Annotated in this window: 23 protein-coding genes and 1 pseudogene; 16 read left to right on the top strand and 8 right to left on the bottom strand. The window is 64.1% G+C overall.

The window, feature by feature from the left end:
- Window positions 1-99 precede the first annotated feature (99 nt).
- Together CH305_RS04095 and CH305_RS04090 are read left to right on the top strand one after the other, a co-directional pair.
- Window positions 100-642: a carboxymuconolactone decarboxylase family protein gene (locus CH305_RS04095; RefSeq protein WP_256983527.1), complete on the top strand. Its 543-nt coding sequence runs from the start codon at window positions 100-102 to the stop codon at window positions 640-642.
- The gene (locus tag CH305_RS04090) at window positions 639-1,439 is read left to right on the top strand and encodes an SDR family NAD(P)-dependent oxidoreductase (protein ID WP_094702817.1); all 801 of its coding nucleotides are present in this window, start codon (window positions 639-641) and stop codon (window positions 1,437-1,439) included. The genes CH305_RS04095 and CH305_RS04090 overlap by 4 nt, the downstream gene beginning before the upstream one ends.
- Window positions 1,440-1,520: 81 nt before the next feature.
- Here the strand turns inward: CH305_RS04090 and CH305_RS04085 are convergent, their stop codons facing one another.
- Window positions 1,521-3,683: an acetate--CoA ligase family protein gene (locus CH305_RS04085; protein ID WP_094702815.1), complete on the bottom strand. Its 2,163-nt coding sequence runs from the start codon at window positions 3,681-3,683 to the stop codon at window positions 1,521-1,523.
- A gap of 124 nt (window positions 3,684-3,807) precedes the next feature.
- Here CH305_RS04085 and CH305_RS04080 point away from each other — a divergent pair, with 124 nt between their 5' ends.
- Together CH305_RS04080 and CH305_RS04075 are read left to right on the top strand one after the other, a co-directional pair.
- On the top strand, window positions 3,808-4,746 hold the full coding sequence (locus CH305_RS04080) for an acyl-CoA thioesterase II (protein WP_179278177.1): 939 nt from the start codon (window positions 3,808-3,810) through the stop codon (window positions 4,744-4,746).
- A 50-nt stretch (window positions 4,747-4,796) separates the two neighbouring features.
- Window positions 4,797-5,438 carry a CatB-related O-acetyltransferase gene (locus CH305_RS04075; RefSeq protein ID WP_094702811.1) on the top strand — a complete coding sequence of 214 codons (642 nt, stop codon included), beginning with the start codon at window positions 4,797-4,799 and terminating at the stop codon, window positions 5,436-5,438.
- A gap of 27 nt (window positions 5,439-5,465) precedes the next feature.
- On the opposite strand, the gene CH305_RS04070 is transcribed toward CH305_RS04075, so the two are convergent.
- Complete coding sequence (locus CH305_RS04070) at window positions 5,466-6,125, bottom strand: NAD(P)H-dependent oxidoreductase (protein ID WP_037154120.1); 660 nt, start codon at window positions 6,123-6,125, stop codon at window positions 5,466-5,468.
- Window positions 6,126-6,202: 77 nt separating this feature from the next.
- Here CH305_RS04070 and CH305_RS04065 point away from each other — a divergent pair, with 77 nt between their 5' ends.
- Complete coding sequence (locus CH305_RS04065; RefSeq protein ID WP_037154118.1) at window positions 6,203-6,778, top strand: TetR/AcrR family transcriptional regulator; 576 nt, start codon at window positions 6,203-6,205, stop codon at window positions 6,776-6,778.
- Window positions 6,779-6,815: 37 nt separating this feature from the next.
- Here the strand turns inward: CH305_RS04065 and CH305_RS04060 are convergent, their stop codons facing one another.
- On the bottom strand, window positions 6,816-7,070 hold the full coding sequence (locus CH305_RS04060; RefSeq protein ID WP_037154115.1) for a hypothetical protein: 255 nt from the start codon (window positions 7,068-7,070) through the stop codon (window positions 6,816-6,818).
- A gap of 161 nt (window positions 7,071-7,231) precedes the next feature.
- Here CH305_RS04060 and CH305_RS04055 point away from each other — a divergent pair, with 161 nt between their 5' ends.
- From CH305_RS04055 to CH305_RS04040, 4 genes are all read left to right on the top strand, one after another.
- Window positions 7,232-7,759 carry a hypothetical protein gene (locus CH305_RS04055; RefSeq protein WP_094702809.1) on the top strand — a complete coding sequence of 176 codons (528 nt, stop codon included), beginning with the start codon at window positions 7,232-7,234 and terminating at the stop codon, window positions 7,757-7,759.
- Window positions 7,760-7,940: 181 nt separating this feature from the next.
- A complete protein-coding gene (locus CH305_RS04050) occupies window positions 7,941-9,416 on the top strand; it encodes a PepSY domain-containing protein (RefSeq protein WP_256983523.1) in 1,476 nt (491 codons plus the stop codon).
- The gene (locus CH305_RS04045; RefSeq protein WP_052078000.1) at window positions 9,413-9,961 is read left to right on the top strand and encodes a copper chaperone PCu(A)C; all 549 of its coding nucleotides are present in this window, start codon (window positions 9,413-9,415) and stop codon (window positions 9,959-9,961) included. The genes CH305_RS04050 and CH305_RS04045 overlap by 4 nt, the downstream gene beginning before the upstream one ends.
- Window positions 9,962-9,986: 25 nt before the next feature.
- A complete protein-coding gene (locus CH305_RS04040) occupies window positions 9,987-11,177 on the top strand; it encodes a Dyp-type peroxidase (protein ID WP_094702805.1) in 1,191 nt (396 codons plus the stop codon).
- A gap of 15 nt (window positions 11,178-11,192) precedes the next feature.
- Here the strand turns inward: CH305_RS04040 and CH305_RS04035 are convergent, their stop codons facing one another.
- From CH305_RS04035 to CH305_RS04025, 3 genes are read right to left on the bottom strand one after another with little or no spacing between them, the layout of a single operon-like run.
- The gene (locus tag CH305_RS04035) at window positions 11,193-11,795 is read right to left on the bottom strand and encodes a TetR/AcrR family transcriptional regulator (protein WP_037154107.1); all 603 of its coding nucleotides are present in this window, start codon (window positions 11,793-11,795) and stop codon (window positions 11,193-11,195) included.
- 26 nt (window positions 11,796-11,821) lie between these two features.
- Complete coding sequence (locus CH305_RS04030) at window positions 11,822-12,982, bottom strand: TIGR03364 family FAD-dependent oxidoreductase (RefSeq protein ID WP_094702803.1); 1,161 nt, start codon at window positions 12,980-12,982, stop codon at window positions 11,822-11,824.
- 1 nt (window position 12,983) lies between these two features.
- Complete coding sequence (locus CH305_RS04025; protein WP_170944579.1) at window positions 12,984-13,697, bottom strand: GntR family transcriptional regulator; 714 nt, start codon at window positions 13,695-13,697, stop codon at window positions 12,984-12,986.
- A gap of 108 nt (window positions 13,698-13,805) precedes the next feature.
- On the opposite strand from CH305_RS04025, the gene CH305_RS04020 reads away from it, so the two are divergent.
- The 6 genes and pseudogenes from CH305_RS04020 (at window position 13,806) to CH305_RS03995 (ending at window position 19,744) form a co-directional block, all read left to right on the top strand.
- Window positions 13,806-14,504, top strand: coding sequence for a phosphonatase-like hydrolase (locus CH305_RS04020; RefSeq protein ID WP_052078003.1), 699 nt, complete (start codon window positions 13,806-13,808; stop codon window positions 14,502-14,504).
- Window positions 14,505-14,545: 41 nt separating this feature from the next.
- Window positions 14,546-15,514 carry a phosphate/phosphite/phosphonate ABC transporter substrate-binding protein gene (locus CH305_RS04015; RefSeq protein WP_032405676.1) on the top strand — a complete coding sequence of 323 codons (969 nt, stop codon included), beginning with the start codon at window positions 14,546-14,548 and terminating at the stop codon, window positions 15,512-15,514.
- Between the two features lie 2 nt (window positions 15,515-15,516).
- Complete coding sequence (gene phnC, locus CH305_RS04010) at window positions 15,517-16,320, top strand: phosphonate ABC transporter ATP-binding protein (protein WP_094608520.1); 804 nt, start codon at window positions 15,517-15,519, stop codon at window positions 16,318-16,320.
- Between the two features lie 101 nt (window positions 16,321-16,421).
- Window positions 16,422-17,909, top strand: a pseudogene (gene phnE, locus CH305_RS04005) (phosphonate ABC transporter, permease protein PhnE); the annotation flags it as partial.
- Window positions 17,885-18,901, top strand: a complete 1,017-nt coding sequence (locus CH305_RS04000; RefSeq protein ID WP_032405679.1) for a zinc-binding dehydrogenase — start codon at window positions 17,885-17,887, stop codon at window positions 18,899-18,901. The pseudogene phnE and the gene CH305_RS04000, both read left to right, overlap by 25 nt.
- Window positions 18,902-18,946: 45 nt before the next feature.
- Window positions 18,947-19,744 (top strand): DNA-formamidopyrimidine glycosylase family protein, encoded by a 798-nt coding sequence (locus CH305_RS03995; RefSeq protein WP_094702801.1) that lies wholly within the window; start codon window positions 18,947-18,949, stop codon window positions 19,742-19,744.
- A gap of 118 nt (window positions 19,745-19,862) precedes the next feature.
- On the opposite strand, the gene CH305_RS03990 is transcribed toward CH305_RS03995, so the two are convergent.
- Window positions 19,863-20,486, bottom strand: coding sequence for a GAF and ANTAR domain-containing protein (locus CH305_RS03990; RefSeq protein WP_249305040.1), 624 nt, complete (start codon window positions 20,484-20,486; stop codon window positions 19,863-19,865).
- A 270-nt stretch (window positions 20,487-20,756) separates the two neighbouring features.
- Window positions 20,757-20,927 (bottom strand): CsbD family protein, encoded by a 171-nt coding sequence (locus CH305_RS03985; RefSeq protein WP_027495724.1) that lies wholly within the window; start codon window positions 20,925-20,927, stop codon window positions 20,757-20,759.
- A 140-nt stretch (window positions 20,928-21,067) separates the two neighbouring features.
- On the opposite strand from CH305_RS03985, the gene CH305_RS03980 reads away from it, so the two are divergent.
- Complete coding sequence (locus CH305_RS03980; protein WP_373454532.1) at window positions 21,068-22,063, top strand: YihY/virulence factor BrkB family protein; 996 nt, start codon at window positions 21,068-21,070, stop codon at window positions 22,061-22,063.
- Window positions 22,064-22,250 lie beyond the last annotated feature (187 nt).

The following is a 22,250-nucleotide window of genomic DNA, read 5'->3' as shown; positions in this document are numbered from 1 at the left end:
TCGTCCGACTCGGAATCAGCGCCGATCGCGACCTACGAAATCCATTGGGGCCAAGAGCTCGTGGAGCCCACAACTAAAAGGAACAGACCATTGGCAAGAGTGCATCCCGCTGCGGGTACCGGTGAGGTAGCCGACCGAGTCAGAGCCCGCAGAGGCGGCCACTTGACTCCGCTCGATGAGGCCCTGCTGCACAGCGAGCCGTTCGCAGACGGATGGAATATATTGCTCGGTGCCGTCAGGTCCAGCATGGCGTTGCCCGGTGTGCTCCGAGAGCTCGCGATCTGCCGCATCGCCGCGTTGAACGGCGCCGACTACGAGTGGCGTGCGCACGCCCCGATCGCACACGCAGAGGGGCTGACGGACGAGCAGGTTGCCGCCCTGAGACTCGGCGCCGACACCGCGCCGCTGGAGGACGATCATCAGCTCGTCCTCGCCTACACGGACGCGATGACGCGGTCGGTCACGGTGCCGGACGAGCTCAGCGCGGCCGTTCACAAGCGTTTGGGCACACAGCAACTCGTTGAGCTGACCGGCACCATCGCGGCGTACAACATGGTGTCTCGATTTCTCGTAGCACTCCACGTCGGCCACGCCGAGTCGGCGGACACGTCCGAATCAACGGAAAGCGAAGTGACGGCATGACCGGTCGATTGGCAGGCAGAGTTGCCCTGGTAACGGGAGCAGGAAGTGTCGGACCGGGTTGGGGTAACGGTCGTGCGTCCGCGGTGCGCTTCGCCCAAGAAGGCGCGACGGTCTTCGCGGTCGATCTGAACCGGGAGGCACTCGACGAGACCGTGGCACGCTTCGACGGGCCGGCAGGTTCGATCATCCCCCTGCAGTGCGATGTAACCGATACCGCTGCCGTCGAGACCGTCGTGTCCACGTGTGTAGAACAAGCGGGCAGGATCGACATACTGGTCAACAACGTCGGTGGGTCTCGCGCCGGTGGGCCGGTGGAGATGACCGAAGAGGAGTGGAACAAACAGCTCGAATTCAATCTCACGACAACATTTCTCACGTGTAAGCACGTCCTGCCGCACATGAAGGAGGCCGGCACAGGTGCCATCGTCAACACCGCGTCGACATCGGGCATCCGCTGGACCGGAGCTGCACAAGCGGCGTACGCCGCGTCGAAGGCCGGAGTGATCGCATTCACCCGGTCCGTCGCGGTTCAACACGCTCCGTTCGGTATTCGTGCCAACACTGTAATCCCGGGACAACTGCACACGCCGATGGTCGAGGTTCGGCTCGCCGGTCAACGCTCCGGTGGTGACGTCGTCAAGCTACTCGAACAACGGCTCTCGCGGATTCCGATCGGTTTCATGGGCGATGGCCGAGACACCGCGAACGTCGCACTGTTCCTCGCATCCGACGAGGCACGGTTCATCACCGGTACCGAGATCGTCGTCGACGGCGGCATGTCGGCTCGCTGCGACTGAACCTGTGGGAGATCGCACACGGCAAACGAGCGGCCCCGAACCTGTCGGTTCGGGGCCGCTACGGTTCTGGCCGAGTGTGGGTCAGTGGCCTGCAGCAGCAGCAGACCCTACCGTCAACGACTCGCCTCGGTCGGAGCTCGACACTCGACGCACCAGTGCGTCGAGTGCGACGACGCCTGCACCAGCGGGACGGATGGAGACCGGGTTGATCTCGGCCTCCAGTACGTCTGTGTGGGACACGGCGAGCTCGGAGACCGCAACGATGGTGGCTGCGAGAGCATCCAGATCGCCTTCCGGAAGTCCCCGGTAGCCGGTGACCACCGACAGCCCCTTGACCTCCCCGATCATCTCGTGAGCGGTCTTCGTGTCGACCGGTGCCAGGCGAACCGAGGAGTCAGCGAAGATTTCGGCCAGCACGCCTCCGGTGGACAGTACGACCAACGGTCCGACGTCGGCGCTGACGCGGTATCCCACCAACGCGTCGGCCAAGCCGCGAGGGGCCATCTGCTGCAAGAGAACCCGGTCGACGACGACATCGGGCTGGTGCTCGCCGACGCTGGTGACGATGGATCGAGCAGCGTCGCGCACACCCTGGTCGTCGACCACGTTCAGCACGACCCCGCCGACATCGCTCTTGTGAGGGACTTTGTCCGACAACACCTTCACGACAGCCGGGTAAGCGAAAGGCAGGTTCAGCTCGCCCGCGAGAGAGTCGACGTCGAGTGCGACGGCGGGGCAGAATTCCACGCCGAGCGAACCGAGGAGCTCGCCCGATGCCTTCTCGTCCAGGACGGCGGTCGGTGCCGATGCGTCGACAGCGAACCGAGCTCCGTTCCCGATGGACGCCGGAACGCGACCGTACGTGGCTGCGATGACGTCGGCGCACGACTCCGGAGTGCGGAAGGCCGGGACGCCGGAGGTGTTGAGAAGTGCTGCGGCGTCGGGTGCTTCGGGCAGAGCGAAGGCAACGATGGGCACCGAGTGGTTACCCCGCTCGGAGATCGCCTGCACGGCGAGTTCCGGGTTCAGCCGGGCCGAGGAGCCGATGACGAACACGATCAGATCGAATTCGCCACTCTCCTGCATTGCGTCGAGAGCGTTGGTGACGATGTCGTGTCGTGCGCCGGCCAAGCCGAGATCGGCAATCAGGCTGTGCGGGATGGTGGCTCCGCGCTCTGCCATCGTGGCGACGAGATTCTCACTGGGTCCTGCGATGGTGAGTCCGCGCAGCGCGAGCTGGTCGACCATGATTGCTGCACCGCCGCCGGTGGTCGTCACTACGCCGACTCGAGGGGAGACGGGCGTGGGGGAGACGGGGACGCGTCGCAGCAGGCCGGGTGCTTCGACGAGAGACTCGAAGTTGTAGACCCGAGCGAAACCGCAGGCGCGGAAGAATGCCTCGGACTCGCTGTCCTCGCCGGCAAGTGCTCCGGTATGCGAAACAGAAAGTGCCGCAGCTTCATCCGATCGACCGAGCTTGTAGACCGCGACCGGCTTGCCCGCGGCAGCGGCGGCCTGAGCGAACGACGCGAGGTCTTCCGAATTGCGCAGCGACTCCATGAAGAGGGCGAATGAGGTGACGCCGGGATCGGCAACCATCGACTCGCATAGTGCGCCGAGGGACAGGTCGGCTTCGCCGCCGGTGGAGACCAGTCCGGCGAATCCGATTCCGCGACCGCGAGCGCGGCTGACTAGAGATCCGATGACGCTGCCCGACTGCGACGCGACGAAGATACCGCCGGCAGGGATGTCCGGTTCGCCGAATGCGGCGTTACCCGTGAGCATGACACCAGTGCGTGGGTTCACCACACCGAGGCTGCTCGGTCCGATGACTCGCACGTCGCCCTTGGCCGCGGCCGCACGCAGACGGTCCTCGCGTTCGACGCCCTCGGGGCCTTCCTCGGCAAATCCCGACGAAAGGACTGTGGCGGCAGTGACGCCGAGTCGAGCGCACTCGTCGACGGCAGAGATCGCCGCTTCCGCGCCGGTCATGATGTAAACGTGCTCGGGAACCTCGGGCAGGGCGGACAGGCTGGGCCATGCCTTTTCGCCCTGGACAGTCTCCCTCGTCGGGTTGATGAAGTAGGCGTTCCCGGTATATCCGGCCTGCGCCAGAAATTGCTGCGGACGGGCAGTCGTCTTCTTCGGATCGTTGGATGCCCCCACGATCGCAATCGACTTCGGGTCGATCAGTCTCTGGGCGAACGACCGAGTGCCGTCGGGATCGTTGCGATGTTCGTTCATGGGCTCAACTCCTGGGAGCAATGGGCGGTCGTGGCTTCGGACAGCACGCCTGATGGTGGTGCAGACCACTCGACCGAGGCTGCATGATCTACGTTACACACTCTATAGAGTACTGTCTATCAACATGAGTTCGAGCAGTGGCGATGACGAGGACGCCGAGAACGGCGACAACACGTCCGTCGCGGGCGTGACCAACCGAGAGGATCTGGTGAACAGGCTTGCCGTCGAGCCGTGTCGGGCGCCTGACGATCGACTCGGTCGCACAACCGCGAGCTTCGTGGGGAGACCTGTCGAGGGGTTCACGCAGCGAACATTCGGCGGACACCTGGTTGCGCAGGCTGTGCTTGCAAGCGCTGCGACAGTCGAGGATCCGGAACGCGTAGTGAACTCTCTGCACGCGTACTTTCTCACCTCGGGCTCGCACGAACACCCCTTGCGCTACGACGTCGACGCCGTGCGAGACGGAAGGTCTTTGTCCATCCGAGAAACCACGGTGATCCAGAACGCTCGTAAGCTCACCAGGATCTCGGCGTCGTTCTGTGTGCCCTCTGCGATCGGTATTTCTACCGCCGCGGAAGCCGTTGTGGATCCAGCAGTCCCGGCCCCCGAGACGCTCGAGCCGCTGAATCGGCGTCGTCGTCTCGGTCTGCCGGCCGACGGCATCAAGCTTCCGACTCGCCGGCGTTGGGAGACGGCGTCTCGGCCGGTCGATATCCGGTACATCGACGACTCCCAACGGCGCTGCTTCTGGTTTCGTACCGCAGCCGTCCGCGGTGTCCATCAAAACGTCCACCGGGCGATCCTGGCGTTCGCAAGTGATCGGTCGTTGCTACCCGCCATCGCACACGCACGCGGAGATCTGGCCGGGGCCCACACCATGCGCACGGCGAGTATCGATCACTCGATGTGGTTCCATGCCGACGTGCGGGCCGGCGATTGGTATCTCTACCTCCAGGACTCGCCATTTCACACTCCCAAGTCCGGTCTGGCGCTGGGGTCGATCGTGGACGAGAGGGGTCGCCCGGTCGCTTCCGTGGCGCAGCAGGGCCTGATCCTCGAGTAGTTGTCGCGATCAGCCGTGAGGTTGGGTCGGTGCGTGGCTAGTGTCGGAGCATGACTGCACCAGACGCATCGAACCTGCACCCCATTCCCGGGCAGCCGAGGGTGGTGCTGTTGAAGCCGTTGATTTCCAGCCCGCTCATCGACATCGGCGAGTACACGTACTACGACGATCCGGAGTTCGCCGAGCAATTCGCGACCCGAAACGTTTTGCATCACTACGGACCCGATCGATTGATGATCGGGAAGTTCTGTGCCTTGGCCACCGGAGTCACATTCATCATGAATGGGGCGAACCACCGAATGAGCGGTGTGTCCACGTATCCCTTTCCCATCATGGGTGGTGCCTGGTCCGAGCACTCGGATTTGGTGTCCGATCTGCCGTCGCGGGGAGACACCGTGGTGGGCAACGATGTCTGGATCGGCGGCAACGTCACGGTGATGCCGGGGGTGCGGATCGGGAACGGGGCAGTGATCTCCACCGAAGCCGTTGTCACCAAAGATGTTCCGGATTACGCCGTCGTCGGTGGCAATCCCGCCCGTGTGCTCCGAGAACGGTTCACCGCGGACGAGATTCGGACTCTGCCGGACATCGCCTGGTGGAACTGGCCCATCGACTCGATCACCGAACACATCCGCACGATCTCCGATGGGTCGGTGGCCGACCTCGCTGCGGTGGCAGCGCGATTCGACTGAGTAAGAGTCGACTACCAGCCGCGACTTCTATACCCCTGCATGTGAATTCGAGTCGACCGGTGCCGGTGTGTTGCGGGTGTCGACGCTCGGGTGCTGATCCTGCACGCGCGCGGCCATGGCGATGCCGATCTCGCTGATTTCGACACCGAGGTCCTCGCGAGTTCTGGAATCCGACTCGTACACAAATGTTGTCGATCCGACTGTAGCCCCGCAGTATTCGACTATGCCGCGCTCGATCTGCGTGCGGAACGCGTCGTGCACGCGATGGCGTTCAAAGCTCTCGGCGTCGTCGCCAGCGATAACTACCAGGTGGACGGTGAGTCGGTCCAGCTTCTTGACGAGCTCGACTCCCGGGTTGTACTCGTACGCCCATCCGCTGACGAAGACCCGATCGATCCACCCTTTCAGCAGGGCGGGCATCGACCACCAGTACATCGGGAAGGCGAGAATCAGATGGTCTGCGCGGTCGATTCGTTCCTGTTCGGCGATGACGTCAGCAGGGGTGGTGCCGTTGCCGCGGAACAGGTTCTGATCGGCGATGGCAAAGCGGGGGTCGAAGTTCTCCGCAGCGAGGTCGGCCGTCTCGACAGCTCCGCCAGTGGTGCGGATCGCGTCCGAAATGGATCTGGCGACGGAGTGGGTGAGAGAGTCGGGATCGGAATGGGAGACTACGACAAGAGCGGTCATGGCTGGTCCTTTCGTTGAGGCAACGGCTATGTACCAAGAGTAGGTTACTATTCGTATATAGCGCAAGGAGGTCCGCGATGGCACGCACGAGACTGTCCCGATCGGACAGGTACGACCAACTGGTCGAGGTCTCGTGGGCTCTCGTCCGGGCAGAGGGGGCGGACGCGCTGACGCTGGGCCGGCTCGCCGAACATGCCGGCGTCGCAAAACCGGTGGTGTACAGCCATTTCGGCTCACGTGCCGAGCTGTTGGCGGCATTGTTCACGGAATTCGACGACCGACAGGCGGCGATGCTCGAGGCTTCTCTCGACACAGCGCCCGCGACGTTGAACGGACGCGCGAGCGCTATTGCCAATTCCTACGTGGGCTGCACATTGGCCACGGGGCGCGAGCTGACGGGAGTGCTTGCCGCGCTGGAAGGTTCACCCGAACTCGAGAAGGTCAAGCGCACCGCCGAACACGCCTATTCCGAACGCTGTCGAGAGATCCTGCAGCCGTTCAGTACCCCCGCCGGCCTGTCTGCGCCCTCCCTCACCGCCATCTTCGGTGCCGCGGACGCGCTGTCGCATGCGGCTGTATCGGGTGCGCTCGCTCCCGAGGAGGCAACTGGGGAGTTGGCGGAGTTGATCGTCGCGATTGTCGGTAAGGCCTGACGCGGCAGGCGGGATGGGAGTGTGAATCGGGTCGCGTCTACTGCGACGTATGCGCGTTCGTGACGGGGAACCGGTTGCGCAACGCATCGAGCTGGCGATGCAACTCGTACAGGGCCCGCCTCTGAGTGTGCGCTTCCTCGCTGTGCCACACCTGACTGCGGGAATCTCCGACCCGGGACGCCTTGCGCGCACATCGCTCGGACTCCTCCACGCGAGTCGACGCCGACGCGATCTCGGCAACCAGCATGTCGGCAAACACCCGCGCCTGCGCCTCGTCCGAGCTCTCCGTCATGTGTGTCCTTTCACGAACAGAGCTGAAGTACTCGAAAGTTCGAGTACCGAAGATGAGGATAACCGCTCCCAAAGAGACCGTCTGACCGGATTCGTGAAGATGTGGGCATCGGTGCCGGCGACTGGCTACTACGCGGCGTAGTCGATAGTAGGATCCCATTCATGTCTGCCTCGGATGGATTCGCGCCCTTGCGCGGTGCCTCCGTGGGCGCTCTGTCTGCGCTGGTCACGGCCACTGCACATACGTTCGGCGGCGGGATGTTCCCGTCCGACGCGGCGATAGTGTTGCTGGTGCTCGTCTGCACGGCGGTCGGATTTGCGACAGCGGCATCACCGACTGCAGCGGCACCCCGGGCTCAGCTGCTGGTCGTTCTGGCCACGGCGCAGGCGATCGGGCACCTGTTGCTTACTGCCGTCGACGGTCATCATCACGGATCGATGCTCACCCAGCAGATGCTTGCCGCGCACGCCGTCGCCGTCCTGGCCGGCGCACTCGCCATTCGTGGAGCCGAGCTCGGACTCCGGCGTGCAGTCACCTCGCTGCGCAGGGTTTTGCCTCTACTGGCGGCCCTCGTCGTCGACGAAAATCGCATCGCTCCGCCGCTCCCGGTGTACCGGGTCCCGGAATCGACGCTATTGCTCGACCTCTCGGGCTGCGGGAACCGCGGACCACCGGCTCGAACTGCCTGAGCACAACCCATCGTCTCACCCGCGCTGCTCGTCAGGCGTCGGGTAGTGGGTTGGTGCCGCATTCGATACCGCACATCGCACTCTCGGTGATTCACGCTGCCTCCGCGCGGCCTGGTCCCGTAGGCGATGCCACCTCGCGCATATCTGCGCGCCCACTCATGCCTTCACGAAACGAGTCCTCGTGTCCACACCGGAAATGGAACGCGTCGCCGATCCTTCCCCGCCCACCCGTCCGACCAGCCCTCGCAGTTGGCGTCCGCTGATCTTGCGGCTGCACTTCTACGCGGGCATCCTCATCGCACCGTTCATCCTGATCGCCACCATCAGCGGCGGGCTGTACGCCGTCGCACCGACCATCGAACAACTCATGTATCGGGACTACCTGCACGTCGACGCCACCGGCCCGGCCGTTCCGGTGGCAGAGCAGATACGAGCAGCGCAGGCCGAACAACCCGACCTCACCGTCGCCGCAGTGCGTCCCGCCACCGAGGCGGGCGACACCACCCGAGTGATGTTCACCGACCCCGGCCTCGGTGAATCCAAGCGGCTGGCCGTCTTCGTCGACCCCGCCACCGCGACGTCCGTGGGCGAACTGACGGTCTACGGCTCCTCCAGCGCCTTACCTGTGCGCACCTGGATCTCCGAACTGCATCGCCATCTGCACCTGGGAGAGCCGGGTCGCCTCTACAGCGAACTCGCGGCATCGTGGTTGTGGGTGATCGCGCTCGGCGGCCTCTACCTCTGGTTCGAGCGCTATCGACGCAACCGCGACAAGGCAAGATTGCTCACCTTCGATCGTAAGTCGAAGGGTCGCAACAGGTCCTTGAACTGGCATGGCGTAGCCGGGATCTGGATAGCCGTCGGTCTGATCTTCCTGTCCGCCACCGGACTCACGTGGTCCACCTACGCGGGGGAGAACGTCACCGAGCTGCGTTCGGCACTGAGCTGGACCACACCCGCCATCACCACGACCATCGGTTCCTCCGAGGCGACGACGACAGGTGACCACTCCGGTCACGGCGGTCATTCGATGGACATGTCGGCCGACGCGTCGACGGCCGAAAACAACGTCGGACGTATCGATTCGGTTCTCGACACTGCAAAGGCCAACGGTATCGACGGGGCGGTGGAGGCGTCGATCCCAGCGTCGGACGACATGGCGTTCGTCGTCGCCGAAACCCGTCAGCCCTGGGTGATGTCGAACAACTCCATCTCGATCGACGGCAGTACCGGCACGGTGATCGACACCCAGTACTTCTCGGACTGGCCCCTCGCGGCCAAGCTGTCGGCGTGGGGTATTCAGTTGCACATGGGAACGCTGTTCGGCGTGGCCAATCAGCTTGCCCTGCTTGCCCTTGCGATCGCACTGGCGTCGGTCATCATCCGCGGCTACATGATGTGGTGGAAACGCCGCCCCACCAAAGCAACCGGTCTCACCGCGGGACGCCCGCCGCTGCGTGGCGGTATTCGACGCATCTCACCGATCGCGGCGGTCGTACTGACGGTGGTCGCGGTCGGGGTCGGCTGGTTCGTCCCGCTCCTCGGGCTGAGCCTGGTGGCCTTCCTCGCCATCGACGTCGTGCTCGGGTCGATCCGTCGAACGCGAACCAGAGCCGCCAATTCTGCTGCTTCCCAACACGAAAGCGAACTCGCATGAAGCTCTCCCGACGTACCTCGACGATGGTGGCCGCACTGTCGGTCACCGGTCTGATCCTCACCGGATGCTCCAGCAACGAGCCGGCTGCCGCGGCGAAGGAATCCGATTCCGTCGTCGTCCGCGAGCAATGGGTCAAAGCGGCCGACTCCGGTATGACGGCAGCCTTCGCCGAACTACAGAACACAGGCGACTCCGATGTGCACGTGGTCGGCGCATCGTCACCGGCATCGAGCCGAACGGAACTGCACGAGATGGCAACCGGGGCAGACGGTGCGATGGTGATGCGTCCGAAGGAGGGAGGCTTCGTCATTCCGGCGGGCGGCACGCATGTGCTTGCCGCGGGAGGCGACCACCTGATGTTGATGGATGTGACATCTCCGCTGACTCCCGGAGCCGACGCGGACTTCACCCTCGAATTCGAGGATGCGTCGACGACGACGTTCACCGCGCAGGTCAGGGACTTCTCCGGCGCCCAGGAGAACTACGAGCCCGGCACCATGAACATGGACGGGTCGGCGACCCCTGCGCCGGCGCACGGTGGCTGAGAACGAGAACCGGTCACCACGCTCGATGAGCCGGCGACGCCTCCTCGGAGGAGGCGTCGCCGCGCTCGGCGTCGCGGGCGTGGGAGCCGCGACCGGTTACGGAGTCATCGGCAACCGAGTGGACGAGACGACCACCGGAACCGACACGGTGCCGCACCACGGCATGCATCAAGCCGGAGTCGATACCGTTCCGCCGCAGGCGCACTCGACGTTCGTCGGGTTGAACCTGCAGGATCGCGTCGGGCGCGACGAGCTGATCGGAATACTGAAAGTCTGGACCGAGGACATCGGACGGCTGACAGCCGGTGCGCCCGCGCTGGCCGACACCGAGGCCGAACTTGCGCTTCGGCCTGCTCGCCTGACGGTGACAGTGGGACTCGGCCCCGGTGTGTTCGATGCGATCGGTATGCCGGATCGACGTCCGTCGTGGCTGGCACCGCTCCCGGCGTTCGGGATCGACCGTCTGGAGCCAGGATTCACCGGAGGCGATCTGTTGCTGCAGGTGTGCTCGGACGACCCTGTCACCGTTGCGCACGCTGTGCGGGTACTCACCAAGAACGTTCGCTCGTTGGTGACGATCGCCTGGGCACAGCGCGGATTCCGGCGATCGCGGGGCACCGAGCAATCGGGCACCACAATGCGGAATCTGATGGGGCAGGTCGACGGCACGGTCAATCCAACGGCCGGGAGCACGGACTTCGATGCTCTGGTCTGGGACGACGGTAGCGATCAGCCCTGGATGAAACACGGAACGTCGATGGTGTTGCGGCGCATCCGAATCGAGTTGGACACCTGGGACGAGCTGGACCGACCCGGCCGCGAACTGTCGGTGGGGCGAACCCTCGACACCGGTGCCCCGTTGACCGGAACCGCCGAGTTCGACGAGGCCGATTTCGATGCGACCGATCGATTCGGAATTCCGGTGATTCCACCGTCGTCACATATTGCGCGTGCCCGGCACACGCGCGACGGGGAACGCATCTTCAGACGGGCCTACAACTACGACGACCCACCGGCTACGGGGTCGCTGTCGAACACCGGCCTGCTGTTCGCGAGCTATCAGCGTGATGTGCTCACCCAGTTCGTGCCGATTCAGCAGCGCCTCGACGAATTCGATGCGCTGAACGAATGGACCACGCCGATCGGGTCTGCAGTGTTCGCGATCCTGCCGGGAGTGGCCGAAGGTGGTTATCTGGGGCAGACCTTGCTCGGGTGACCGTGACCCTCTGCTTCAGAACGCTGTCGCCAGGGCGACGCCGAGTGCGGTCAACGTGTCGACGAACTCGGCTTCGGTGAATGTCAGAGTGCCGCGCAGCCACCGGTCGAGAAGTTCGGTCGTGCCGGCGACCATCAGTACGGTGGCTGCTTCGGCGCGTGGGTCTCCGGGATCTGCGTCGAGCACTTCTCGCATCAGTAGCGGGGTGAACCTGTCGACCATCTGCCGGCGTCGGGCATCGAGTGCGGGGTTGGCCGATGCCGCGGTGTACAGCAGGGAGGCCCGTGGATCGGCGGTGAGAGCGCGTACCAGGGCCGCGGCGGTGTGCGCGACGCGGTCCTCCGCCGATCCATGTTGCTGCTCCAGCTCGTTCAGCGCGGTTCCCACGGTATCGATCACGTCGTCGAGGGCGGAGACGAGGATGGTGTCGCGATCTCCGAAGCTCTCGTAGAAGTAGCGCTTGGAAAGGCCGGCCCGGGCGCAGATGTCGTCGACCGTGACGGTGGAGACACCGGACTCCGCTACCGCGTCGAGGCACGCTTCGAGCAACTTCTCACGCCGTTCACGTCGGCGTTCGTCGGCGGCGACGCCTCGGTACGGACGGACGACGGGCGGCATGACTACATCTTGACACGAAGATGTGCTCAGTTGTGCGCGGTGAGCCGAGAACGGGAGTCCGGCCGCTGGACCGGCGTCAGAGCGTTGTCGACGCTCGACAGCGCCAGGCCCATGCTGGTGGTCATTCCTATGCCGGTGGTGACGGTGACGATGTGCACGCGATCGAGGGGTTCTTCGAGCAGAAACTCCGAACCCGGTGCCGAGCAGTACGTGCCCTGCCACCGTTCGGTGACGTCGACGCGGTCGACTCCGAACAGTGACTTCGCTTCCGTGAGCAGCACCTCGAACCCCTCCTCGTTTTGAAACGGGGACGTGGTGATCTCGCGAACATGTGTGTCACCCAACAGAATCGACCCATCGGGCTGCGGGGTGTACATCTGGTGCAGATCGAGTTCGACGTAGTCGGGGTGGTCGGCCTGCAGGCGAGCGGCGACGTCTGCGACGGCGGGAAGGTTCTCGAAGCCCGAGTACCGGAGCAGCGACCAACCGGTGAACAGCGGCGAGGGGAGTGGTGCGCGCACTGGGAGGGTGGCGCGCATCATGTGCAGACGGCATCGCACCAGTCCGCCGCGTTCCGCGTACTCGGGGAACAGTCGATCGATGTCGTGGTTGACGGTGACGAACGTGGTGCCTGCGTGCAGGTCGCCGCGCGAAGTGTGGACGATGCCCGGAGCGAACGACGTTGCAGCGGTGCGCCAGTGGAAGTCCACCCCGCAGTCGGCGAGCCAGCGCGCGATGGCCGGCGCGGCGGTACGGGGGTCCACCTGAACGTCGGTCGGCATGTACACGCCACCCACCACATCGGTGTCGGCAATCGGGAGCCGGTCCAGCACCTCGCGTCGGTCCAACAACACCGTGTGGTCGGGGCCGCGCAACTCGGCGAACTGCTCGAGTACTGCGAACTCGTCCTCGTGGCGGGCAACGCAGTGTGTTCCCGATTCCGCGGCCCAGAAGCCCGCTAGGCGGGCAAGCTCGAGCCAGTGACTGCGACCGGCCCTGGCGTACTCGAGCGCGTCACCGGATTGCGCTGTGATGCAGGCGTGTCCGAAGTTCTGTACCGACGCGCCCGCGACCCGGTCTGCATGATCGACCACTGCCACGGTCAGGCCACGACGGTGAGCGTGGTACGCGTGGGCGAGGCCGACGATCCCGGCCCCGACGACCACGACGTCGTATTTCGTGGTCATCTCAGGCGTCCATGACAGCGGTGAAGGTCATTCGGTCTCCGCGATAGAGCGAACGTCTGTGCTCGATGGGACTGCCGTCGGTGTCGTAGGAGACGCGGCCGAGCAGGAACATCGGTGTCCTCGTGTCGACGGTGAGGAGCGCGGCTTCTCTGGCGTCGGGGAGGACGGTTTCGATGGTATCGACGACGCGTCCGAACGTGATTCCACGCGTGCGTAATTCGGCATAAAGAGACGTTCGGTGATCGAAGCTGTCCGGTAGTCCTGGAATCCGATGCGCAGGGATGCGGGTCGTTTCCAGGCCCACTCGGACGTCGCCGGTGGTGAAGACGCGCTCGAGTTGCACCACCTCTGCACCGACGTCGATTCCGAGCAGATCCGCCAGGGCGTCGTCGGCGCGGAACGTATCCCAGCCCACCAGGATTCGGGTTGCGCTCATGCCTTTCTCGCGCGCTGCCTCGGTGTACGAGCCGATGGCGAGCGGCAGTACGACCTTGGGCTCGGCCACCACCGTCGCGCGCCCACGACGCTCGATTCGACCGGCTACCAACAGTTCTCGGATGGCCTGGCGCAGCGTCTCGCGGGAGACGTCGTATCGATCGGCGAGATCACGTTCCGAAGGAAAAGCGTCGCCTGCGGACATGCCGTCGAGCATCGCATCGAGACTTCCGCGCACGATCTGGTGCTTGAGCACCCGGGGTTCGGTGGTCACAACCATGATCCGACCATAGCATCAATTGGTCTAGACCTAATTGTTGCGCGACGTTCACGATTCGTTCACCCGAGTTCCACGCAATGGTCTATACCAAACGGCAGTCTCTTCCTCATGCCGAACTCCACCACCTCGAACACCAGCATCGACATCGAGCTCGTCGTCCTCGACATGGCAGGAACGACCGTCACCGACGACGGCCTCGTACTCGATGCATTCGACGCCGCGGCGACGGCCGTCGGACTCGCGACAGACGGACCCGAACGTGACGACGCCCGACGCTACGTACTCGACACCATGGGGCAGTCGAAGATCGAGGTATTCCGGGCATTGTTCGGATCCGAGGATCGCGCCCAGGCCGCCAACCGGGAATTCGAGTCTGCCTACGACGCCCGCATCGACGACGGCATCGCGCCCGTTCCGGGTGCGGCCCAGGCCATCACGAAGCTTCGTGAATCCGGCATCAGAGTCGTACTGACAACAGGGTTCTCGGCACCGACACAGAAGCGCATCATCGACACACTCGGCTGGCAGGATCTGCCCGACGCATTCCTCGCGCCCGGTGATGCCGGTCGTGGCCGGCCGCACCCCGATCTCGTCCTGTCTGCTGCGTTGCGCGCCGAGGTCAGTGACATCGCAGCCGTTGCCGTCGTCGGCGACACCTCGAGCGACATCCTGTCCGGTCGCCGCGCCGGCGCATCAGTACTCGTCGGTGTGCTCAGCGGAGCTCACTCCGAGGACCTTCTGCGCGAGGCAGGCGCGACCCACGTGCTCGAGAGCGTCGCCGATCTTCCCCCCATCGTTCTGCCGTGAACACTCACTCGACCCAACCTCACCGAACGGAAACCATTGCCATGAACACCACCTCTCGCCGTCGTGCCGTGACCGCCGCGGCCGTACTGTCTGCTGCAGCTCTCGTCGCTGCAGGGTGCTCCAGTTCGTCCGACGGAGCCACCACCGAGCAAGGGTTTCCCGAAACCATCACGCTCGCTGCGATTCCCGCCGAGAACTCGACCGATCTGAAGGCCAGCTACGATCCGGTGATCACACGGTTGGAGAAGGAGACCGGTGCGAAGGTCGAGTTCATCCAGGCCTCCGATTACGCCGGTGTGGTCGAGGGCCTCATCGCAGGCAACGTCGACATCGCATTCTTCGGCCCGTTCGCCTACGTCGTAGCCGGCATCAACGGGGCCGAGATGACGCCGCTGGGAGCCGTCGTCCAGGACGAGGGTGGCAAGCCCGGCTATCAGTCCTACGGAATCGCCCGGTCCGACAATGCATCGGTGAACGGTCTTGCCGATTACGCAGGCAAGAATGTCTGCTTCGTCGACCCCAGTTCGACATCCGGATTCCTCTATCCGACAGCAGGACTGATCGAGGACAACGTCATCGCCTCGGGTTCGGAGGCCGACATCTCGGCCGCCATGACCCCGATCTATGCCGGCGGGCACGATGCATCGGTACTTGCTGTGAAGGCGGGCGATTGCGACGCCGGATTCGCGTTCGACACCATGGTCGACCGGACGATGATCGACAACGGCGAGATTGCACCCGGCGAGCTGAAGACCGTCTGGAAGTCCGATACGATCGCCGGTTCGCTCTTCGCGGCCAACGACGATCTGGGTACCGACGCCATCGCGAAACTTCAGGACGTGTTCAGCGAGGGTATGAACTCGGATGCTTTCGTCGCCGACGGCATCTGCGCCGAAGAATGCCGCATCACCGACGAGGATGCCTGGGGCGTCGTACCGGCACAGGACAGCGACTACGACGGTGTGCGCAACGTCTGCGAGATCACCGCCTCCGAGAAGTGCAAGGGCTGACGATGTCCACTTCCTTGGACAGGGCCGACGTGGTCGTCAGCGTCCGCAACGTCACCAAGACGTTCGGGTCGACCACCGCGCTTGCGGACGTCAACCTCGATGTGCACCGCAGTGAAATGCTGGTGCTGCTCGGGCTTTCGGGCTCCGGCAAGTCGACGCTACTGCGATGCATCAACGGTCTGCATCCCGTCACCTCGGGCAGTGTCACCGCACTCGACATTCGAGTCGATCTGGCCAACCGTCGCCGGGTGCGCGAACTGCGCAGAGATGTCGGCTTCATCTTTCAACACTTCAATCTCGTCGGTCGGTTGAGTTGCCTCGAGAACGTACTCGTGGGAGGCATCGGCCGCCTGTCGATTCCGCGCTACGGAGCACTCACCTACCCGAAGGTGATGCGAGAAGAGGCTCGGGCCTGTCTCGACCGAGTCGGATTGGCGGACTTCGCCGAACGCCGCGCCGACACTCTGTCGGGCGGGCAGCAGCAACGGGTGGCGATCGCACGCACCCTGATGCAGCGACCGCGGATCGTGCTCGCGGACGAACCCGTCGCATCCCTCGATCCCGAGAACGCGGGGGTGGTCATGGACCTGTTGCAGCGAGTGTGCAGCGAGGAGAAACTGACGGTGGTGTGCACACTGCATCAGGTCGATCTCGCGCTCGGTTGGGCGCACCGACTCGTGGGTCTCCGAGACGGTCGGGTGGTGCTCGATCGCCCGGCAGCAGGGCTCGAGCGCGAGGACATCATGCCGATCTATCAGCGGATTGCCCCCGACGCCGGGAACAGGTCCGCGGTGGCACCGACGTGACCGTCACCTTCGAACCGAAGCCCACGAACGCTGCAGTACAGAACGATCCGCGGCGACGTCGATGGCTGTTCCCGGCGCTGGGCGTCGTCGCGCTCGTTGTCACGGTGCTCTCGGCGGGGTACATCGACTTCGCGCCGACCACGTTGCTCGACGGTCTCGACGACGTCGGCAACCTTGTCGAACGTATGCTGCCGCCTCGCGTCGACGACACCGGCCGGATCGTCTCACTCGCCGTCGAAACATTGCTCATGGCGGTGCTCGGCACCGTGCTTGCGGCGATTGTCTCGGTTCCGTTGGCCTTTCTCGCCGCGCGGAACACCTCGCCGCATCCGATGCTGCACAGTGTCGCTCGTGCGATCATCACCTTCTGCCGGGCGATGCCGGACCTGCTGTTCGCGGTGCTGTTCGTCAGGGCGCTGGGAATCGGGGTGCTGCCCGGCATCCTCGCCCTCGCGCTGCACTCGATCGGCATGCTCGGCAAACTGTTCGCCGATGCCATCGAGGAGACCGACGTGGGACCGCGCGAGGCACTGCGCGCCGCCGGGGCGGGCTACTTTCGAGAGATGATCAATGCGGTTGTACCGCAGGTCGTTCCGGCATGGATCGGAGCGTTCGTCTACCGGATCGACATCAACCTACGCATGTCGGTGGTCCTCGGCTTCGTCGGGGCAGGCGGTATCGGCTTCGCACTGCAGGACGCCCTGCGTGGTTTGATCTACCCGCGTGCTCTCGGAATCGTGCTGGTGATCCTGGTGATCATCGCGGCAATGGAGTTGGCGGCCATGGCTCTTCGCCGCATGCTGCTGGTTCCGTCCGCGGCCGGTCCGCAGCGCGATCGACTGATGCGGATCGGAGCGTCGGCGGTGCTCGTCGTCGCGGTGGTGTCGTCGTTCGTGGTGCTCGAATTGGATCCGCGGTCGCTGCTGACGTGGATCGGGCCGTCGGTCGAAGTGTTCGGAAGAATGATCCCACCGGACTTCTCGTCCCTGGGATCGGACCTGCTCGACGCCGCCGTCCAGACCATCGCCATCGGTGTTGTGGCCACCGCGATCGGGATCGTGTTGTCGATACCCATCGGAGTCCTGGCCGCACGCAACGCAACTCCGCATCCCGTGGTGTATTGGTGCGCGAGGTCCTGGATTCTGTTGGTGCGGGCTGTTCCCGAGTTGATTCTCGCGGTGGTGTTCGTCGCGGCGCTCGGATTGGGTCCGGTGGCGGGAACCTGCGCACTGGCCATCGGATCCGTCGGGTTTCTCGGCAAGCTCGTCGCCGACGCCATCGAGGAGATCGATCCCGGCCCCCTCGAGGCCGTCGCGTCGGTCGGTGGCGGTTGGTGGAATCGGACATTGAGTGCTGTTGTCCCACAGGCTATTCCGTCGATGGTCGGGTCGAGTCTGTATCTGCTCGACGTGAACATCCGTACCTCCACCATCCTGGGGATCGTGGGTGCGGGCGGTATCGGCTTCCTACTTTTCGAGTCCATCAGGACACTGAACTTCGATGTTGCCGGTGCCATCGTTCTGGTGATCTTCGTCGTCGTGTACATCGTGGAAAGGATCTCCGGGTGGATCAGATCGCTGTTGGTGTGACACGGGCTGCACTATGGACGGGTGACGGAATCGAGATGCGGGACATCGAGATTCCCACACTCGAATCGGGTGACCTGCTGGTCCGCATCGATCTCGCGACGGTGTGCGGGAGCGATCTGCACACGGTGTCGGGACGCCGGACCGGTGCGTGCCCGTCGGTGCTCGGGCACGAGGCCGTCGGCCACGTGGTAAACGTCGGCGATGTGACATCCCCTGTGGAGGTGGGGGATCGAATCGTATGGTCGGTCACCGTGCCGTGCGGCCGGTGCAGCCGATGCGACAGAGGTTTCACGGCCAAATGCTCGGCCGTGCGCAAGGTAGGGCACGAATCTGCCGAAGGGGCTTGGGTTCTCAGTGGCTCCTACGCCCAGCACATCGTGCTTCCTCGCGGTACCGCTGTGGCTCGTGTTCCCGAGACCATGCCCGACGCCGTCGCCGCACCGGCTGCGTGTGCGACGGCCACGGTCATGGCGGCTCTCGAGGCGGCGGGTGCTCTCGACAGCAGGAGGGTACTGATCGTCGGCGCAGGAATGCTGGGCATCACTGCTGCGGCAGCGGCCACCGAGCGAGGTGCGACGGTCCGCGTGCTCGATCGAGACCCCGAGCGGCAGGACAGAGCCCGTGAATTCGGAGCCTGCGAGGACGATGGTGCACCGACAGATGTGGCCATCGACTTCTCCGGTTCGTCGCCCGCTGTACAGGCTGCGCTGGGCAGACTCGATGTCGGCGGCCGCCTGGTGCTCGCTGGTTCCGTCGCGCCGGGTCCACCGATTACCGTCGACCCCGAAACAGTGGTCCGAAACTGGCTGACGGTCACCGGCGTTCACAACTACGAACCGCGGCATCTCGATCAGGCCGTTGCCTTCCTGCACGACATCGGCGCGAAGTATCCGTGGGAAGCCCTCGTCGAGGCGCCGGTTCCGTTGACGGAACTCGCGTCGGTGTTGCGGCCGACGCCGTCGGGCATCCTTCGATCCTCGGTTGCGCCGTAGCTGAGCGCAGGATTGCGTATCCGGAAGTAGGGATACACCACAGGCATGCCCGAAGGTGACACCGTGTTCGCGCTGGCCGCGAGGCTGCGTCGAGCCCTGGACGGCACCACCTTACGGGCCGGCAGATTGAACGTGCCGGCACATGCGGTGGAGAATCTGGCCGGGCGAACCGTCGTCGCGCATCGAACTCATGGGAAGCATCTGTTCACCGATTTCGATGGTGGCACAACGCTGCATACACATCTGCGGATGAGCGGTTCGTGGACGGTGGTACGGGCCGGTCGATCGATTCCGCAGCGTGTGCGTCCGGACGTTCGCGTGCAATTGGCCGTGGCCGACGGGCCCACCGCCTACGGAATTCTGTTGCCGGTAGTGGACTACGGCTTCACACCCGACATGAATGCCCTGGTTGCGCATCTGGGTCCGGACCCGCTGCAGCCGACGTTCGATACCGACACAGCGGTGGCCAACGTGGTCGCTCAGACGGATCGGCCGATCATCGCGACTCTGCTCGATCAGAAGGTGATAGCAGGGCCCGGCAATCTATGGGCGAACGAACTGTGTTTCTTACGCGGATTGTGGCCGTGGACTCGGTCGAGTGACGTGGATGCCGAGAAATTGGTCGCGCTGCTAGAGCGGGCGATGCGCCATTCCGCGTCCGTTCCGGGAGCGATGCAGGTCACCACCGGCGACACACGACGAGGACACTCGCACTGGGTCGCTGGACGAGCAGGCAAGCCGTGTCTGCGATGTGGGACGCACGTTCGGGTGGTCGCTGAGGTCCCCGGTAACCCCGATCGGCGTCGAACATGGTGGTGTCCGAGATGCCAACCGGAGCATTAGCGACGAGCGGTCGATCGCTGTTGGCTCAACGACATAACCGCCCGCGGGTATCGCGTGTTGTGAGCCGGTACCACCCACAGGCTTCCTCGTACGCGGAAATCGAAACCTGGGGGGCCGGTCAGAAGGTCGAGTTGGTCGGGTGATCGGTCTCGACCAGATCGCGAGCCACCCTGTGCAACGGCAGGTTCTGTTGTTGCGACAGCTTCGCCAGCAGCTCGAAGGCCTGCACCGCGTCGAGATCGTAGCGTTCCATTATCATCCCTTTGGCCTGGCCGATGATGTCGCGGCTGGCCAAGCCTGCACGGAACTGTTCGTTGTCGCGGGCACCGAGCATCGCGATCGCGGCGTGGGCGGCGAGCGCCTCACCGATCTCGACGGCATCGGCGTCGAAGGCCCCGGGTTCGTCGCTGTAAAAAACCAACGCGCCGAGGTCATCGGCATTGCTGTAGAGCTGAAATGCGGCCAGTGACTTGAACCCTTCGCCGACGGCGAGGACGGCGAATTCCGGCCATCGCGGTTCGGACGTGAGGTCGTCCGAGACGACGACATCGAAATGACGGACCTCGGTGGGAATCGGGCCCTCGTCGAGCTCGTATTGAAGTCGACACAGCTCCTCGGCAACAGGATCGGTGGATGCCACGACGGTGCGTTCACCCTTGCTCACCGTCGTGACGCAACCGACGGTTGCTCCTGGGATGAGCCGAATCGCAGTACGCAGAATTTCGCTGATCGTCTCGGGCATCGAACGACGGGTATCGCGTAGAGATCGCGCGAACTCGGCAAGCGACGATGCATGGGACGTACTGGCAGGGTGTCTATCGGTCGACTGTTGCGACATTCACACTGTCCTCTCGCATGGGACCTCTGCCGTCGTTCTCCGGACAGATCCATGAACATGCGCCGTCTGCTGGACGCCCTGCCGGCTGCTACAGCCGGTTCTGTGCATTTTATACGGGTGCAAAGCAGAGGGGACCGTCGATCGTGTGATCGACGGTCCCCTCTGCGGAAAGACTTACTTGAAGGTGTCCTTGATGTTCTCGCCGACCTTCTTCACGCCTGCCGAACCCTGATCCTTCTTGCCCTCGGCCTCGAGGTCCTTGTTGTTCGTGGCGTCGCCCACAACTTCCTTGGCCTTGCCGATGGCGTCTTCTGCTGCGTTCTTGGCCTTGTCGATGAAGCTCATGTGAGTTCCTTTCCTCGTCCTGGGTTGGTACTGGTTACTTAGTCGAGGGCTGCCGCCCGAAGCGCACGTGTGCGTGAAGAGATCTAGGTCACACGTGCCGTCGACGTTTCCGCGACGTCGGCTGTGGATACATTCGACCGATGATGGTCGCGAAAGTGGACAGTTATCAGCGCAAACACCCGTCGGCGGGTTTTCCGCTGGCAGTGCTGTACAAATTTCTCGACGACCGAGGCGGCTACCTCGCTGCTCTGATCGCGTACTACTCGTTCCTCTCGCTCTTTCCGCTACTGCTGCTGTTCACCACGGTGTTGGGGATCGTGCTGGCCGGCGATCCGGAACTGCAGACCCGAATCATCGATTCGGCGATGAGCCAAATCCCCGTGATCGGGGACCAACTCGGTCAACCCGATCGCCTGAGCGGCGGAACCACCGCCATCGTCATCGGCGTCGTCGGGTCGTTGTACGGCGGACTCGGAGTCTCCTTGGCTGCCCAGTACGCGATGAACACCGCGTGGTCGGTGCCCCGAAACGAGCAACCCGATCCGATCAAGGGGCGCCTGCGCGGGCTGTTGCTCCTGAGCACCGTCGGCACGGCAATCATCGGGTTGACCGTCCTCAACGGAGTCGCGTCCTCGGGTGTGTTCGGGTTCGCGGGCGGTGCGTTGGCACTGATCGGTGCGGTGATCGTCAACGTCGTGGTCTTCACAGCAGCGTTTCGTATCGGAACCGCACGTGCACTGACTGTTCGCGAGGTGCTGCCCGGTGCAGCGATCGCCGCCGTGATCTGGCAGGCGCTGCAGTCCTTCGGCGGAATCTACATTCGCTACGTCGTCGGCAATGCCAGCGCTGCCAACGGAATCTTTGCGATCGTCCTCGGTCTGCTCGGCTTCCTGTACGTCGCATCGGTGCTGATCGTGCTGTGCATCGAAATCAATGCCGTGCGAGTCGATCACCTGCATCCCCGAGCGCTGCTCACGCCGTTCACCGACAACGTCGAACTCACCGAAGGGGACAAGAACTCCTACACCGGCCAAGCAGAAGCGCAGCGTAACAAGGGATTCCAGGACATCACGGTTACCTACGACGAGCCGAATTCGGTTGTGGGTCAGGACTCGTCGGAGACGCGGGCCGACTGATCTGCGGGGGCTGATCGACTCCGCAAACGCGCGCGCATTCGTCAGATGCGAGCGGAATAGCTTCGTGATCGGGCCCTATTTCGCGCGAGCCCTCTTTGCCAAGCTTCTGGTGAGTCATTCGAGAAGCTATGGAGGGTTATCGCATGTTGAGTGCTGAGTTCACGGGGGAGCAGATTCGGGAGATGGT

It is taken from the genome of Rhodococcus sp. 15-649-2-2 (assembly GCF_002258645.1).
GTDB lineage: Bacteria > Actinomycetota > Actinomycetes > Mycobacteriales > Mycobacteriaceae > Rhodococcoides.
This window is presented reverse-complemented; position numbering and strand designations above follow the sequence as displayed.

Coding starts and splice junctions, on each gene's coding strand:
- CH305_RS04055 (WP_094702809.1), top strand. CDS start 7,232: ATGTCTGCCTCGGATGGATTCGCGCCCTTGCGCGGTGCCTCCGTGGGC.
- CH305_RS04040 (WP_094702805.1), top strand. CDS start 9,987: ATGAGCCGGCGACGCCTCCTCGGAGGAGGCGTCGCCGCGCTCGGCGTC.
- CH305_RS04045 (WP_052078000.1), top strand. CDS start 9,413: ATGAAGCTCTCCCGACGTACCTCGACGATGGTGGCCGCACTGTCGGTC.
- CH305_RS04020 (WP_052078003.1), top strand. CDS start 13,806: ATGCCGAACTCCACCACCTCGAACACCAGCATCGACATCGAGCTCGTC.
- CH305_RS04015 (WP_032405676.1), top strand. CDS start 14,546: ATGAACACCACCTCTCGCCGTCGTGCCGTGACCGCCGCGGCCGTACTG.
- CH305_RS03990 (WP_249305040.1), bottom strand. CDS start 20,486: ATGCCCGAGACGATCAGCGAAATTCTGCGTACTGCGATTCGGCTCATC.
- CH305_RS03980 (WP_373454532.1), top strand. CDS start 21,068: ATGATGGTCGCGAAAGTGGACAGTTATCAGCGCAAACACCCGTCGGCG.
- CH305_RS04025 (WP_170944579.1), bottom strand. CDS start 13,697: ATGGTTGTGACCACCGAACCCCGGGTGCTCAAGCACCAGATCGTGCGC.
- phnC (WP_094608520.1), top strand. CDS start 15,517: ATGTCCACTTCCTTGGACAGGGCCGACGTGGTCGTCAGCGTCCGCAAC.
- CH305_RS04060 (WP_037154115.1), bottom strand. CDS start 7,070: ATGACGGAGAGCTCGGACGAGGCGCAGGCGCGGGTGTTTGCCGACATG.
- CH305_RS04035 (WP_037154107.1), bottom strand. CDS start 11,795: ATGCCGCCCGTCGTCCGTCCGTACCGAGGCGTCGCCGCCGACGAACGC.
- CH305_RS04090 (WP_094702817.1), top strand. CDS start 639: ATGACCGGTCGATTGGCAGGCAGAGTTGCCCTGGTAACGGGAGCAGGA.
- CH305_RS04080 (WP_179278177.1), top strand. CDS start 3,808: ATGAGTTCGAGCAGTGGCGATGACGAGGACGCCGAGAACGGCGACAAC.
- CH305_RS04085 (WP_094702815.1), bottom strand. CDS start 3,683: ATGAACGAACATCGCAACGATCCCGACGGCACTCGGTCGTTCGCCCAG.
- CH305_RS04065 (WP_037154118.1), top strand. CDS start 6,203: ATGGCACGCACGAGACTGTCCCGATCGGACAGGTACGACCAACTGGTC.
- CH305_RS04075 (WP_094702811.1), top strand. CDS start 4,797: ATGACTGCACCAGACGCATCGAACCTGCACCCCATTCCCGGGCAGCCG.
- CH305_RS04030 (WP_094702803.1), bottom strand. CDS start 12,982: ATGACCACGAAATACGACGTCGTGGTCGTCGGGGCCGGGATCGTCGGC.
- CH305_RS03995 (WP_094702801.1), top strand. CDS start 18,947: ATGCCCGAAGGTGACACCGTGTTCGCGCTGGCCGCGAGGCTGCGTCGA.
- CH305_RS03985 (WP_027495724.1), bottom strand. CDS start 20,927: ATGAGCTTCATCGACAAGGCCAAGAACGCAGCAGAAGACGCCATCGGC.
- CH305_RS04070 (WP_037154120.1), bottom strand. CDS start 6,125: ATGACCGCTCTTGTCGTAGTCTCCCATTCCGATCCCGACTCTCTCACC.